The organism is Methylibium sp. Root1272 (assembly GCF_001425905.1).
In the GTDB taxonomy this organism is placed as follows: domain Bacteria; phylum Pseudomonadota; class Gammaproteobacteria; order Burkholderiales; family Burkholderiaceae_C; genus Methylibium.
In genome coordinates this window covers 59204-71933 of the sequence record NZ_LMDY01000019.1, presented here as the reverse complement: position 1 = coordinate 71933, position 12730 = coordinate 59204, and the positions used below count along the sequence as shown (strand labels likewise).

Genomic DNA, 12730 nt, shown 5'->3' with positions numbered 1-12730 from the left:
TCGATCATGCCGCAGCGAGCGCCTGTTCGCGGCGCTTGTGGGTCAGCAGGAAGTAGCCGTAGCCGACCACGCCCAGCCCGACGAACAGCATCGCGACCAGGGGGTTGAAATACACCATCGTGGCCAGGCACACGACGGCCGCCGCCAGCGCGAAGGCCGGGAAGATCGGGAACATGGGCGCGCGGAAGGGCCGCGCCAGGTTCGGCTCGCTGCGGCGCAGCTTGAACAGGCTGGCCATGCTGACGATGTACATCACGATCGCGCCGAACACGCTCATCGTCACGATGTTGGCGGTCAGCGTCTGGCCGCCGATCTTGATGATCTCGTCGCTGAAGATCGCGAGGATGCCCACCACCCCGCCGGCGATCACCGCAAGGTGCGGCGTGTGGAAGCGCGGGTGCACACGGCCCAGCACCGCTGGCAGGTAGCCCGCACGGGACAGCGCATAGATCTGCCGCGAGTAGCCGAGGATGATCCCGTGGAACGAAGCCACCAGCCCGAACAGGCCCAGCCACACCAGCATGTGCAGCCAGCCGCTGGATTCGCCGACGATCGCCTTCATCGCCTGCGGCAGCGGGTCGTTGATGTTGGCCAGCGTGGTCCAGTCGCCGACGCCGCCGGCGAAGATCATCACGCCGGTGGCCAGCAGCAGCAGGGTGATGATGCCGCCGATGTAGGCGATCGGGATCGAGCGCTTCGGGTCCTTGGCTTCCTCGGCGGCCATCGCCACGCCCTCGATGGCGAGGAAGAACCAGATCGCGAAGGGGATCGCGGCGAAGATGCCCGGGATCGAGCCGATGCTGAAGCTGTCCTGACCCGACCAGCCACCCTTGACGAAGTTGGCCATCGAGAAGCCCGGTGCCACGACGCCCATGAAGACCAGCAGTTCGAAGATCGCGATCAGCGTGACCGCCAGCTCGAAGGTGGCCGCGATCTGCACGCCCAGGATGTTGAGCGTCATGAAGATCAGGTAGGCGCCCACAGCCGCCGTCTTCGGATCCAGCCCCGGGAACTGCACCGCAAGGTAGGAGCCGATCGCCAGCGAGATGGCCGGCGGTGCGAACACGAACTCGACCAGCGTCGCGTAGCCGGCGATGTAGCCGCCGGTCGGGCCGAAGGCTCGGCGGCCGTATTCGAACGGCCCGCCCGCGTGCGGGATCGAGGTCGTCAGCTCCGTGAAACTGAAGATGAAGGTGGTGTACATCAGCGCGATGAAGCCCGCCGTCACCAGGAAACCCAGCGTGCCGGCGCCGGCCCAGCCGTAGCTCCAGCCGAAATACTCGCCCGAGATCACCAGGCCGACCGCGATGCCCCACAGCTGCAGGGTCGAGAGGGACTTGTTGAGTCCCGGTCCCGTACTTGTACTCATGCGTAATCCCTCCGGATGATGTGAAAGTCCCCGCTGATGGCGCGGTGTTTGCATGAGCGTAGGCGCGCGTCGACCGGAGCGTTAGCGGAAATCGGCAATGTTGGCGAACCCCCCTGGCACGAACGGAGTGCGTCCTGCACCGCCGCAGGACGCCGCCTGGCACGCCCGCTCCATGGTGTCGGCCGACGTCGACGAACACGCTTCGCACCTGAGCGGCTGGCGCCAGGAGTACGACCAGCTCGGCGGCGGCGGCTTCACCGGCCGGCTCGACGAGGCCGTGAGCGACGGTGTGCAGCTGTTCCGCGAGCGCACCAGCCACCAGTTGCGCCAGCGCTGTGAGGTGTGGAAGGGCGCGGTGTGGTGCGGTATCACGGCCGCCGACGACGGCTCGCGCCTCGATGGTCGCCAGGTGGGCACGGACTGCATCATGGCCAGCGGCGGCGACGGCAGCTTCGAGCTGGTGAGTCCGCCGGGGCACGACATCGTCGGCTTCGTCGTCTCGCGCGAGGCGCTCGCGCTGCACGCCCCCGAGCTGGCGCTGCCGCCGGAGGCCGGGGCGGCGTGGTGGGCCGTCGATCCGGTCCAGCGCCATGCCGCGCTGGTGCACGCACGCGCCATCCTGGTGCTGGCGGCCGCGGGCGTGGAATCCGACCTGCGCACCGCGATGCTGGACGTCGTGGCCGGCCTGCTGGCCACGCGTGGGCCAGGGCGGCGCGAGCGCGGCAATGCCAGCGCGCGGCGGCGCCTGGTGGCCCAGGTACGAGAACGTATCGAGGCCTCTCCCGATCGCGCGCCCAGCGTGCCCGAGCTGTGCGTGGCGCTGCACGTGAGCCGCCGCACGCTGCAATACGCCTTCGAGGACGAGGTGGGCGTCAACCCGCTCGCCTACCTGCGCAGCGTGCGTTTGAACGGCGTGCGTCGCCTGCTGCGCGAGGCCGCACCCGGCCTGACGGTGCAGCGCGCCGCCGCCCACTGGGGCTTCTGGAACCTGAGCGCCTTCGCCGGTGACTACCGGCGTCAGTTCGGCGAGCGGGCGTCGGAGACGCTGGCGCGCGCCGCGGTGGCCCGGACCGGCGGCTGAACGCACGCCGCTGCGGTGGCGGTGGGCTGCTGCCACGGCAGTGCGATCGGCGTCCCGTCCGGGAACGCCGCCCGCACCGGCGCCATGCCGAGCGCGGCGAACAGCCGCAGCTCGTGCTTGCCGTCGTTGAGGATCTGGTGCGCCACACCACGCGGGATGATGAGCGTGTCGCCGGCCTGGAAAGGCATGTCGGTGCCGTTCATCGCCAGCAGGCCCCGGCCCGCCAGGATCAGGACCACCTCCTCGCAATCGTGCTGGTGCGGCGGCGTGGCGCCGTGTCCCGCGATCGACTGCGACCAGACCTCCAGGCTCGACAGGCCGTCGTCGGGGCCCGCGAGCGTGCGGTGCCGTATGCCGGGCAGCAGTTCGGGAAGCGTGGCGGGGTGGGAAACGACGGCGTTCATGGCAATCTCCTTGGAGCAGGGGGCGATGCCTGCAGTGTGGGCAGCCGCCGTCGCGTTGATAAGTCCAGGGGCTGGCACTAGACTGCAGACGAACTGTCATCAATCGAGCGTCCGAGCGGCGTTCCGTCCATGGACCAGCTCACCGGCATCCTGGCCTTCGTCCGCACCGCCGAGTCGCGCAGCTTCGCGCAGGCCGCGCGCCTGCTCGACGTGACGCCGTCGGGCGTCAGCAAGAGCGTCGCGCGGCTCGAGGCGCAGCTCGGCCTGCGGCTGCTGCACCGGACCACGCGTCAGGTGTCGCTCACCGACGACGGCGCGGTGTTCTTCGAGCATTGCCGTCGGTTGCTCGACGACTTCGACGCGGCGCGCAGCCTGATGTCCGACCGCGGCGCCGCGCCGAGCGGGCGTCTGCGGGTGAGCGTCCCGTCGACGCTGGGCAAGCTGTTCGTCGTGCCACGTCTGTCGCAGTTCCTCGCGGCACGGCCCGACGTGACGCTCGAACTGGACCTGTCGGATCGCCAGGTGGCGCTCGTCGACGAGCGCGTCGACGTGGCGGTGCGCATCGGCACGCTCGTCGATTCGAGCCTCGTCGCGCGACCGCTGTGGACGCAGCAGGTCGTGACGATCGCCTCGCCGGCCTACCTGAAGGACAGCGCGGCGCTGGCGACGCTGGGCGACCTGGCGCGGCACCGCTGCCTGAGCTTTCGCTGGCCGACCACCGGCCGCGAGCGGCCCTGGATGTTCCGCTGCGACGGCCGTGCGGTCCAGTTGCGGCCGCGCGTGCACATGATGCTGGACGAAGGCGAGGCGATGGTCGTGGCCGTGCGGGCCGGGCTGGGCGTGGCGCAGGTGCCGGACTACATGGCGGCCGACGCCATCGACCGCGGCGAGGCAGTCGAAGTGCTGGCCGGCATCCGGCCGCCGCCCACACCGATCAACGCCGTGTATGCGAGCCAGCGCAACCTGCCGGCCCGCACGCGCGCCTTCGTCGACTGGCTCACGACCCTGAGCGGCCCGGCGGCGCTGCCCGTCGCGCGCGTACCGGCGCGCCGCCGCGCGCGCCGTTCCTAGGCCTCGGCGTAGGCGCCTGCCGCGCTAGAATCGGTGCGTATTGCGGGTGTAGTTCAATGGTAGAACGGCAGCTTCCCAAGCTTCATACGAGGGTTCGATTCCCTTCACCCGCTCCAGCTTTGCTCGAGGCCACCGCGGTGGCCTCTGTTGCGTCTGGGACCGCCGCGCATGAACGCTGCTGAGATCCGCCTGCTCGTGGTGGGACCGGTGCCCGACGGGCTGGCCGCATCGACCTGGGGGCCGTTCGCCATCGAGCGCTGCGACTCGCTGAATGAGGCGGCCGTCCGGCTGCGAGACGCAAGCTACGACGCCGTGCTGATCGAACTGACCGATGCGGCGTCGGCGGAGCGACTGCCGGTCTGGCCGGCGCTGTCGCAGGCCTGTGCCGAAGCGGCTGTGCTGCTGGTGACGGGCGCACCGGGGGCGCCGCTGGTGCAGCGGCTGGTCGAGCGCGGCGTGCAGGATGTGCTGCCGCAGGCGGAGGCCACCGCCGAGCGGCTCGCGCTGGCGGTGCACCTGGCCATCGCCCGCCAGCGCATCGAGCGCGCGGCCCGCAAGGCCTACGCCACCGACCTGGCCACGGGGCTGCCCAACCAGATGCAGTTGCTGGAGCATGTGAACCACCTGCTGGCGCTGCGCGAGCGCGAGCCCGCTCCGATGGCCTTGCTGGTGATCCGCATCGAAGGCTTGACGACCGCCGAGGCCACGCTCGGTGTCGCGGCGGCCGGTGCGTTGCGGCGCAAGCTCGCGGTCCGCCTGCGTGCGGCGCTGCGCGCCAGCGACGTAGTGGCGTCGGTGGGGGCGGATGCCTTCGCGGCGCTGCTGGCCTGGATCGACACGCCGCTGGCCGCCGATCGCGTGGCCGCCAAGCTGGTGCGCAGCCTGGGCCGGCCGGTGCGGGTGGGTGGCCAGGAGATCGCGGTGGCCGCGAGCGCCGGCATCGGGCGCTACCCGGAGCATGGCAAGGATGCGCAGACCTTGCTGCGCCAGGCCTTCGCCGCTGCCGCTGGGGCCGTGCCGCTGGGACGAGAGGGGTTCTCGAACCGTGTGGAGCGGGGCGGGCCGGCGACCGCCGCCAACGACGAGTCTTAGTGCGGCTGTCGCCGCGGCGGCCGTCTGTTCTTCTGCTTCAGTAGAACAGCAGCCACAGCAGGCCGACGATCAGCAGCCACTTGCCGGCGTAGTAAACCTGCCGGTGGCTGGACTTCAAGGCCTTGGCCTTCAGGCGCAACTGGTAGGCGAACGCGAAGAAGCGGTTGATGGCGCCCACCGGCTCGTCGCCGGTCTCGTTCTGCGACGACGCGGCGGCCATCACGTGGGTCGCGAAGAAGCGGTTGAACCAGCGCACCGGCGCCGTGTGCAGCGGCCGCTCCACGTCGCAGAACAGCACCACGCGCTGCTGCTGGGTCTCGTTGGCGGCGTGGTGGATGAAGGTCTCGTCGAACATCACCACCTCGCCGTCCTTCCAGTGGTAGCGCTGGCCGTCCACCTCGATGAAGCAACCGGGGTCGTTGGGCGTGGTCAGGCCCAGGTGGTAGCGCAGCGAGCCGGCATACGGGTCGCGGTGCCGCACCAGCGTGGCCCCGGGCGGCAGCGACGCGAACATCGCCGCCTTGATGCTGGGGATGCTCTTCAGCAGCGCGACCGTCTGCGGGCACAGCGCGTTGGCGCTGCTCAGATCCTTGCCGTACCAGGTGAGGTAGAAGCGCTTCCAGCCGGTGCGGAAGAAGGAGTTGAAGCCGATGTCGTTATAGCTCGCGGCGGCGCGGATCTGGCCCTCGTCGTTGAGCTTCAGCGCCTCGTCGCGGATGGTCTGCCAGTTCGCCTGCAGGGGTGCCAGTTCCGGAAACTGCTGCGGGTCGAGGTAGGCCTTGGCCGGCACGCGCGAGAACAGGTACATCAGCGCGTTCACCGGCGCCAGCACGATGGTGAAGTCGAGTGCCCGCTTCAGCGGGAAACGCACCTTGCCGCGGAAGTGGATGAAGAATGCCGAGGCGAGGAAGACGACGAGGACCCAGTGGCGCAGCTCCATGATGGTCGTTCTCGGCGTGTCACTTCTGGATGTCGCCCAGGCAGAGGTACTTGATCTCCACGTAGTCGTCGATGCCGTGGTGCGAGCCCTCTCGGCCCAGACCCGACTGCTTGACGCCGCCGAACGGCACCTCGGCGGTCGAGATCAGGCCGGTGTTGATGCCGACCATGCCGTACTCCAAAGCCTCGCCGACGCGGAAGATGCGGCCGACGTCGCGGCTGTAGAAGTAGCTGGCCAGGCCGAACTCGGTGTCGTTGGCGAGCGCCACCACTTCGGCCTCGGTCTCGAAGCGGAACACCGGCGCCACCGGCCCGAAGGTTTCCTCGCGGGCGCAACGCATCTCGCTCGTCGCGTTGGCCAGCACCGTGGGCGCATAGAAGCGCTCGCCGATGCGCTGGCCGCCGGTCAGCAGTTTCGCGCCCTTGGCCAGCGCGTCGGCCACGTGGGACTCCACCTTCTCCAGCGCCGCCGCATCGATCAGCGGCCCCTGCGTCACGCCACCCTCGAAGCCGTTGCCGACCTTGATGGCCTTCACCTTCACGGCGAGCTTCTCGACGAAGGCGTCGTAGACGCCGGCCTGCACGTAGAGCCGGTTGGCGCACACGCAGGTCTGGCCGGCGTTGCGGTACTTGCTGATCATCGCGCCCTCGACCGCGCTGTCGAGGTCGGCGTCGTCGAACACGATGAAGGGCGCATTGCCGCCGAGCTCGAGCGAAAGCTTCTTGAGGGTCGGCGCGCACTGCTTCATCAGGATGCGGCCCACCTCGGTGGAGCCGGTGAAGCTCAGGTGGCGCACCGTGTCGCTGGCGCACAGCACGTTGCCGATCAGCACCGAGCGCTCGGCGTCGGCCGTCAGCACGTTCAGCACGCCGGCCGGCATGCCGGCGCGCTGGGCGAGCTCGGCGACGGCCAGCGCCGACAGCGGCGTCTGCTCCGCCGGCTTGATGACCACCGGGCAGCCGGCGGCCAGCGCCGGCGCGACCTTGCGGGTGATCATCGCGATCGGGAAGTTCCACGGCGTGATCGCCGCGCACACGCCCATCGCCTGCTTGAGGACGAGGTAGCGCTTGTTGTTGTCGGTGGTCGGCACCGTCTCGCCGTAGACGCGCTTGGCCTCCTCGGCGAACCACTCGATGAAGCTCGCGCCGTAGCCGACCTCGCCCTTGGCCTCGGCCAGCGGCTTGCCCTGCTCGGCGGTCATGATGCGGGCCAGGTCGTCGGCGTGCTGCAGCAGCAGCTGGTACCACTTCATCAGGACGGCGGCGCGCTCCTTGGCGGTCTTGGCGCGCCAGGCGGGCCAGGCGCGGGCGGCCGCGGCGAGGGCGGCTTCGGCATCGGCAGCGCCCAGGTTGGCCACCTGCGCCAGCTCGAGCCCGGTGGCCGGGTCGGTGACGGCGAAGCGCTCGCCACGGTCGACCCACGTGCCGTCGATCAGCGCGGCGGTCTTCAGCAGGGTGGGGTCGGCCAGGGTGGCCAGCGGCGAATTCTTCATGTCCATGCGGTGTCTCCGGAACCGGATTTCGATGATACGCGCCGACCCTGTTCCACGCAGGCCGTGAGGGTTGCAAACCTATAATGAAAAAGTTTGTTGAATCAAGCACTTGCGCCAGCATTCGCGCGTCGCGGACCGCCGCCGCGCACCGCCCGCCGACCCGACCGAGCCCCCGCATGAAAGCCTCCGAGATCCGCTCCACCTTCCTGAAGTTCTTCGAGTCCAAGGGTCACCAGATCGTGGCCTCGAGCCCGGTGGTGCCCGGCGACGACCCGACGCTGCTGTTCACCAACGCGGGGATGAACCAGTTCAAGGATGTGTTCCTGGGCTTCGACAAGCGGGCGTATTCGCGCGCCACCACGGCGCAGAAGTGCATCCGCGCCGGCGGCAAGCACAACGACCTGGAGAACGTGGGCTACACCGCGCGCCACCACACCTTCTTCGAGATGCTGGGCAACTTCAGCTTCGGCGACTACTTCAAGAAGGAGGCGATCGCCTACGCCTGGGAGCTGCTGACCGAGGTCTACAAGCTGCCCAAGGACAAGCTCTGGGTCACCGTCTATGCCGAGGACGACGAGGCCTACGAGATCTGGAACCGGCAGGTGGGCGTGCCGGCCGAGCGCATCGTGCGCATCGGCGACAACAAGGGCGCGCGCTACGCCTCCGACAACTTCTGGATGATGGGCGACACGGGGCCCTGCGGTCCGTGCACCGAGATCTTCTACGACCACGGCCCCGAGATCCCCGGCGGCCCGCCGGGCTCGCCCGACGAGGACGGCGACCGCTACATCGAGATCTGGAACAACGTGTTCATGCAGTTCAACCGCGACGAGGCGGGCGTGATGCACAAGCTGCCCAAGCCGAGCGTCGACACCGGCATGGGCCTGGAGCGCATCACCGCCGTGCTGCAGCACGTGCACTCCAACTACGAGATCGACCTGTTCGTCGCGCTGCTGGCGGCGGCCAAGAAGGCGGTCGACGTGGGCGGCGCAGGCGACTGCGACAAGGACTCGCCGTCGCTGAAGGTCATCGCCGACCACATCCGTGCCTGCTCGTTCACCATCGTCGACGGCGTGATCCCCGGCAACGAGGGCCGCGGCTACGTGCTGCGTCGCATCGCCCGCCGTGGCATCCGCCATGGCTACAAGCTCGGCGCCCGCAAGCCCTTCTTCCACACGCTGGTGGCCGAGCTGGTGCGCCAGATGGGCGAGGCCTACCCCGAGCTGGCCCGCGCCGAGGCGCGCGTGACCGAGGTGCTGAAGCAGGAGGAGGAGCGCTTCTTCCAGACCATCGCCAACGGCATGGAGATCCTCGAGACGGCCCTGGCCGGCGGCTCGAAGACCATCGACGGTGAAACCGCCTTCAAGCTGCACGACACCTACGGTTTCCCGCTCGACCTGACGGCCGACGTGTGCCGCGAGCGCGGCGTGACGGTCGACAACGCCGGCTTCGACGCGGCGATGAAGCGCCAGCGCGAGCAGGCGCGCGCGGCCGGCAAGTTCAAGATGGCCGCCGGCCTCGAGTACGCCGGCGCGGCCACCACCTTCCACGGCTACGAACACCTGGTGCACGAGGGCGCCCGGGTTACCGCGGTCTACGTCGACGGCTCGGCGGTCGCGAGCGCGAAGGCCGGCGACGACGCGGTGATCGTGCTCGACCACACGCCCTTCTACGCCGAGAGCGGCGGCCAGGTCGGCGACAGCGGCGAGCTGCGCAACGGCACGAGCCGCGTGATCGTGGAGGACACGCAGAAGATCCAGGCCGACGTCTTCGGCCACCACGGCCGCGTGGTCGAGGGCGAGATCAAGGTGGGCGACGTGCTGAATGCGCGGGTTGATGCCGAGCAGCGCGCCAGGACCGTGCGCAACCACAGCGTGACCCACCTGATGCACAAGGCGCTGCGCGAGGTGCTGGGCACGCACGTGCAGCAGAAGGGCTCGCTGGTCAACGCCGAGCGCACCCGCTTCGATTTCGCGCACAACGCGCCGATGAGCGAGGCGCAGGTCCGTGAGGTGGAGGCCAAGGTCAATGCCGAGATTCTGGCCAATGCCGCGACTCAGGCGCGAGTGCTACCGATCGAGGAAGCGCAGAAGTCCGGCGCGATGATGCTGTTCGGCGAGAAGTACGGCGACGAGGTGCGCGTGCTCGACATCGGCACGAGCCGCGAGCTGTGCGGCGGCACCCACGTGCAGCGCACCGGCGACATCGGGCTGTTCAAGATCGTCGCCGAGAGCGGCGTCGCGGCCGGCATCCGCCGTGTCGAGGCGATCACCGGCGACAACGCGCTGGCCTACCTGCAGTCGCTCGAAGGCACGGTCAACGGCATCGCCGGCACGCTGAAGGCGGCGCCCGCCGAGGTGCCGGGGCGTATCGCCGCGGTGCTGGACCAGGTGCGCGCGCTCGAGAAGGAACTCGCCGCGCTGAAGGGCAAGCTGGCCTCGTCGCAGGGCGACGGGCTGCTGGCGCAAGCGGTCGACGTGAAGGGCCTGAAGGTGCTGGCGGCGCAGCTGGAGGGTGCCGACGCGAAGACCCTGCGCGACACGATGGACCAGCTGAAGAACAAGCTCAAGAGCGCCGCCATCGTGCTGGCGGCCGTGGAGGGCGGCAAGGTGCAGATTGCCGCCGGCGTGACGGCCGACCGCATGGGCACGATCAAGGCCGGCGAGCTGGTCAACTTCGTCGCGCAGCAGGTCGGCGGCAAGGGCGGCGGCAAGCCTGATCTCGCGATGGCCGGCGGCACCGAGCCGGCCAAGCTGGGCGCGGCACTGGCCTCGGTGGCCGGCTGGGTCGGCGAACGGGCCTGAGCCGCAAGGCGCCCCGGCCGCATGAATCTGCTGCTGCCGCTGTGCGCGGGCCGTCGCGGCTGGGTGGGGCTGCTGGGGATCGTCGTGGGTTTGTCGGCCGCGGCGCAGTCGAGCAGCGGCCCGGAGTTCGTGGCGCCGCCGGGATCGGCACGCACCGATGCGGTGGTGCAGGGGCCGGTCGTCGACGCACAGACCCTGGCGCGGGAAGCGGTGGAGCTCTACGGCCGCACCTGCGCCGTGGCCAGCAGCGATGCCGGCGCGCGGGTGGACCTGGCGCTGGCCGCGGGGTTGGCACCGCTGCAGACCGATGACGCGCAGCGCAGCAGCCTGCTGGGCGGGGCGAGCGGCCAGGTCTATGCAGCGCCCGGCCGCGAGGCGCTGCTGCAACTGGCGGTCGCCGACGACGGCCGCTGCGTGGTGTGGGCGGAGCACGCCGACGGCCCCAGCGTGCGCGCCGGCTTCCTGCACGTGATCGACGAGGTCTACGGCCCGGGCACGTCGCTGCGCCCGGTGCGCGAGCGCGTCGTGCAGATCACCGGCGGCTGGCGTCGGCAGACCGGCTTCGATCTGGGCGAAGACCCGGCCCGCCGAGCCTTCGACGCGATCACGCTGGTCGGCAACCGACCGGGCGTGCAACTGCTGCGGGTGGCGCCGGCCGGTCCCTGACCCGGTCTGGTGCGCTCAGGCCGCCTGCGCGACCGCCGGCGAAGCGATCTGCTCCAACCCGCGCAACACGTCTCCGACGATCAGCACCGCCGGGCTGCCGAGGCCTTCGTGCGCCAGCGTGTCCAGCAGTCCCCCCAGCGTGGTGAACGCGCTGCGCTGCCGTGCGGTGCTCGCGTGCTGCACGATGGCGAGCGGCGTGCCGGCCGGCAGGGCTTCGAGCAGGCCCGACTGCAGGCGCGCCGCCTGGCTCACGCCCATGTAGATCACCAGCGTGAGGCCCTGCGCGGCCGCGGCGCCGAGCACACGCCAGTCCAGGGTGGTGGACTCGTCCTTGGCGTGGCCGGTCACGAGCATCACGCCGTGGGCGTGGTCGCGGTGCGTCAGCGGCGCGCCGATCGAGGTGGCCGCGGCGAGGCCGGCGGTGATGCCGTTGACCACCTCGACGTGCACGCCGTGCGCGCGCAGCGAGGCGGCTTCCTCACCGCCGCGGCCGAAGATGAACGGGTCGCCACCCTTGAGCCGCACCACGCGCTCGCCGGCCAGCGCCTCTCGCAGCATCAACTGCTCGATGAAGGCCTGCGGCGTGCTGCGGCAGCCGCCGCGCTTGCCGACGTGGACGATGCGTGCCGAGCGTCGTGCGTAGCGCAGCACCGCGTCGCCGACCAGGTCGTCGACCAGCAGCACCGTGGCGGCGCGGATCGCGCGCACCGCCTTCAAGGTCAGCAGCTCCGGGTCGCCGGGGCCGGCGCCGACGAGCCAGACAGTCGGCACAGGAAGTTCAGGCCGAGCGCTCATGGGCTCTTTCCTCGTGTTGTCGCATCGTGGCGTGCGCGCGGACCAGCACCTCGACCTGCTCGACGATGGGGCCGGGCACCGGCTTCTCGCCACTGACCACCGCCTGGATGTAGACCGCCGTCGTCGCCGCATCGCTGCTGCGCGGCAGCAGCGGCAGCTCGGCCAGCACGCCCTCGACCGCGGCCCGGCCGAGTTCGGGCCGTGGCGTGCCGGCGATGAAGACGTCGAGCCGCGGCAAGCGGCGCGCGTCGGCCACCGGCTCGCCCTCCGTGCCGCGCATCAGCAAGGCGTGTGCGCCGGTGTGCTGCAGGAAGCGCGTGTGCGCAGCCGCGTACTCGGGATGCGTGTAGTTGACGATGCGCAGGCAGGCGCTGCCGCGCGGTGTGAGCAGCTTGGCCACGGTGTGCGCCGGGTTGCGCAGGCCGAGCACCCAGCGCAGTTCGAGCAGCGGCACCAGCGCCGGGCACAGCACCGCGGTGGGCACGAACACCGGCTCGTGGCGTGCCCAGGCATCGTGCACGCCGGCGGCGTCGCGGGCGATCGGCAACCCCAGGCTCTCAAACAGTTCGTAGGTCGTGACGCGCGCCGGGTCGTGCAGCGGTCCGTGCACCAGCACCGGCACGCCTTCCTGCGCCAGCAGCAGCGCCAGCAGCGGCGTGAGGTTGGGCAGCTTGCGCGCGCCGTTGTACGAGGGCAGCAGCACCGGCGCGGCATCCGCCTCCAGCACGAGGCTGCGCTCGGCCGCACAGGCGGTGAAGCCGGCCAGCTCCTCGGTGCTCTCACCCTTGATGCGCATCGCGATCGCGAACGCGCCGCGCTCGGCCTCGCTCACCTCGCGGTCGAGCACCTGGTTCATCAGGTCGTAGGCCTGGGCCTCGGTCAGCGAACGTGCGCCTTCCTTGCCGCGGCCGATTTCTTTGAGGTAGTGCGCGATGCCCATCGTGATCCGTGTTCCGCAAGACTCAGGCCAAGCCGGCCGTCTGTGCCGTCGCAGGTGCAACGGCTTGCAAACGAAG

The 12730-nt window shown here is 70.3% G+C and carries 11 protein-coding genes and 1 tRNA gene; 6 read left to right on the top strand and 6 right to left on the bottom strand.

Annotation, left to right across the window (positions count from 1 at the left end):
• Positions 1-4 precede the first annotated feature (4 nt).
• Positions 5-1369: an ethanolamine permease gene (gene eat, locus ASC67_RS19640; RefSeq protein WP_056326261.1), complete on the bottom strand. Its 1365-nt coding sequence runs from the start codon at positions 1367-1369 to the stop codon at positions 5-7.
• Between the two features lie 97 nt (positions 1370-1466).
• Between eat and ASC67_RS19635 the strand changes: the two genes are divergently transcribed.
• A complete protein-coding gene (locus ASC67_RS19635) occupies positions 1467-2450 on the top strand; it encodes a helix-turn-helix domain-containing protein (protein ID WP_056326256.1) in 984 nt (327 codons plus the stop codon).
• Here the strand turns inward: ASC67_RS19635 and ASC67_RS19630 are convergent.
• Positions 2387-2854, bottom strand: coding sequence for a cupin domain-containing protein (locus ASC67_RS19630; RefSeq protein ID WP_056326251.1), 468 nt, complete (start codon positions 2852-2854; stop codon positions 2387-2389). The two genes, ASC67_RS19635 and ASC67_RS19630, sit on opposite strands and share 64 nt — an antisense overlap.
• Positions 2855-2983: 129 nt before the next feature.
• Here ASC67_RS19630 and ASC67_RS19625 point away from each other — a divergent pair, with 129 nt between their 5' ends.
• The 3 genes from ASC67_RS19625 to ASC67_RS19615 all read left to right on the top strand — a co-directional run bounded on the left by ASC67_RS19625 (position 2984) and on the right by ASC67_RS19615 (position 5017).
• Entirely contained in the window at positions 2984-3925 is a 942-nt protein-coding gene (locus tag ASC67_RS19625) for a LysR family transcriptional regulator (protein ID WP_056326246.1), read from the top strand.
• A gap of 42 nt (positions 3926-3967) precedes the next feature.
• Positions 3968-4041: transfer RNA gene (locus ASC67_RS19620), tRNA-Gly, on the top strand.
• A gap of 52 nt (positions 4042-4093) precedes the next feature.
• Entirely contained in the window at positions 4094-5017 is a 924-nt protein-coding gene (locus ASC67_RS19615; RefSeq protein WP_056326241.1) for a diguanylate cyclase domain-containing protein, read from the top strand.
• Between the two features lie 37 nt (positions 5018-5054).
• Here the strand turns inward: ASC67_RS19615 and ASC67_RS19610 are convergent, their stop codons facing one another.
• Complete coding sequence (locus tag ASC67_RS19610; protein WP_156466843.1) at positions 5055-5951, bottom strand: aspartyl/asparaginyl beta-hydroxylase domain-containing protein; 897 nt, start codon at positions 5949-5951, stop codon at positions 5055-5057.
• A gap of 25 nt (positions 5952-5976) precedes the next feature.
• Entirely contained in the window at positions 5977-7455 is a 1479-nt protein-coding gene (locus ASC67_RS19605) for an NAD-dependent succinate-semialdehyde dehydrogenase (protein WP_056326232.1), read from the bottom strand.
• 170 nt (positions 7456-7625) lie between these two features.
• Here ASC67_RS19605 and alaS point away from each other — a divergent pair, with 170 nt between their 5' ends.
• Complete coding sequence (gene alaS / locus ASC67_RS19600) at positions 7626-10253, top strand: alanine--tRNA ligase (RefSeq protein WP_056326227.1); 2628 nt, start codon at positions 7626-7628, stop codon at positions 10251-10253.
• Positions 10254-10274: 21 nt separating this feature from the next.
• Complete coding sequence (locus ASC67_RS19595; RefSeq protein WP_056326223.1) at positions 10275-10919, top strand: NMCC_0638 family (lipo)protein; 645 nt, start codon at positions 10275-10277, stop codon at positions 10917-10919.
• Between the two features lie 15 nt (positions 10920-10934).
• Here ASC67_RS19595 and cobA read toward each other — a convergent pair whose 3' ends face one another.
• Positions 10935-11714, bottom strand: coding sequence for a uroporphyrinogen-III C-methyltransferase (gene cobA, locus ASC67_RS19590; protein WP_056326217.1), 780 nt, complete (start codon positions 11712-11714; stop codon positions 10935-10937).
• Positions 11698-12654, bottom strand: a complete 957-nt coding sequence (gene ybiB, locus ASC67_RS19585) for a DNA-binding protein YbiB (RefSeq protein WP_056326213.1) — start codon at positions 12652-12654, stop codon at positions 11698-11700. The genes cobA and ybiB overlap by 17 nt, the downstream gene beginning before the upstream one ends.
• Positions 12655-12730 lie beyond the last annotated feature (76 nt).

Coding starts and splice junctions, on each gene's coding strand:
- ASC67_RS19630 (WP_056326251.1), bottom strand. CDS start 2,854: ATGAACGCCGTCGTTTCCCACCCCGCCACGCTTCCCGAACTGCTGCCC.
- ASC67_RS19595 (WP_056326223.1), top strand. CDS start 10,275: ATGAATCTGCTGCTGCCGCTGTGCGCGGGCCGTCGCGGCTGGGTGGGG.
- ASC67_RS19625 (WP_056326246.1), top strand. CDS start 2,984: ATGGACCAGCTCACCGGCATCCTGGCCTTCGTCCGCACCGCCGAGTCG.
- ASC67_RS19605 (WP_056326232.1), bottom strand. CDS start 7,455: ATGGACATGAAGAATTCGCCGCTGGCCACCCTGGCCGACCCCACCCTG.
- cobA (WP_056326217.1), bottom strand. CDS start 11,714: ATGAGCGCTCGGCCTGAACTTCCTGTGCCGACTGTCTGGCTCGTCGGC.
- ybiB (WP_056326213.1), bottom strand. CDS start 12,654: ATGGGCATCGCGCACTACCTCAAAGAAATCGGCCGCGGCAAGGAAGGC.
- ASC67_RS19615 (WP_056326241.1), top strand. CDS start 4,094: ATGAACGCTGCTGAGATCCGCCTGCTCGTGGTGGGACCGGTGCCCGAC.
- ASC67_RS19635 (WP_056326256.1), top strand. CDS start 1,467: ATGTTGGCGAACCCCCCTGGCACGAACGGAGTGCGTCCTGCACCGCCG.
- alaS (WP_056326227.1), top strand. CDS start 7,626: ATGAAAGCCTCCGAGATCCGCTCCACCTTCCTGAAGTTCTTCGAGTCC.
- eat (WP_056326261.1), bottom strand. CDS start 1,369: ATGAGTACAAGTACGGGACCGGGACTCAACAAGTCCCTCTCGACCCTG.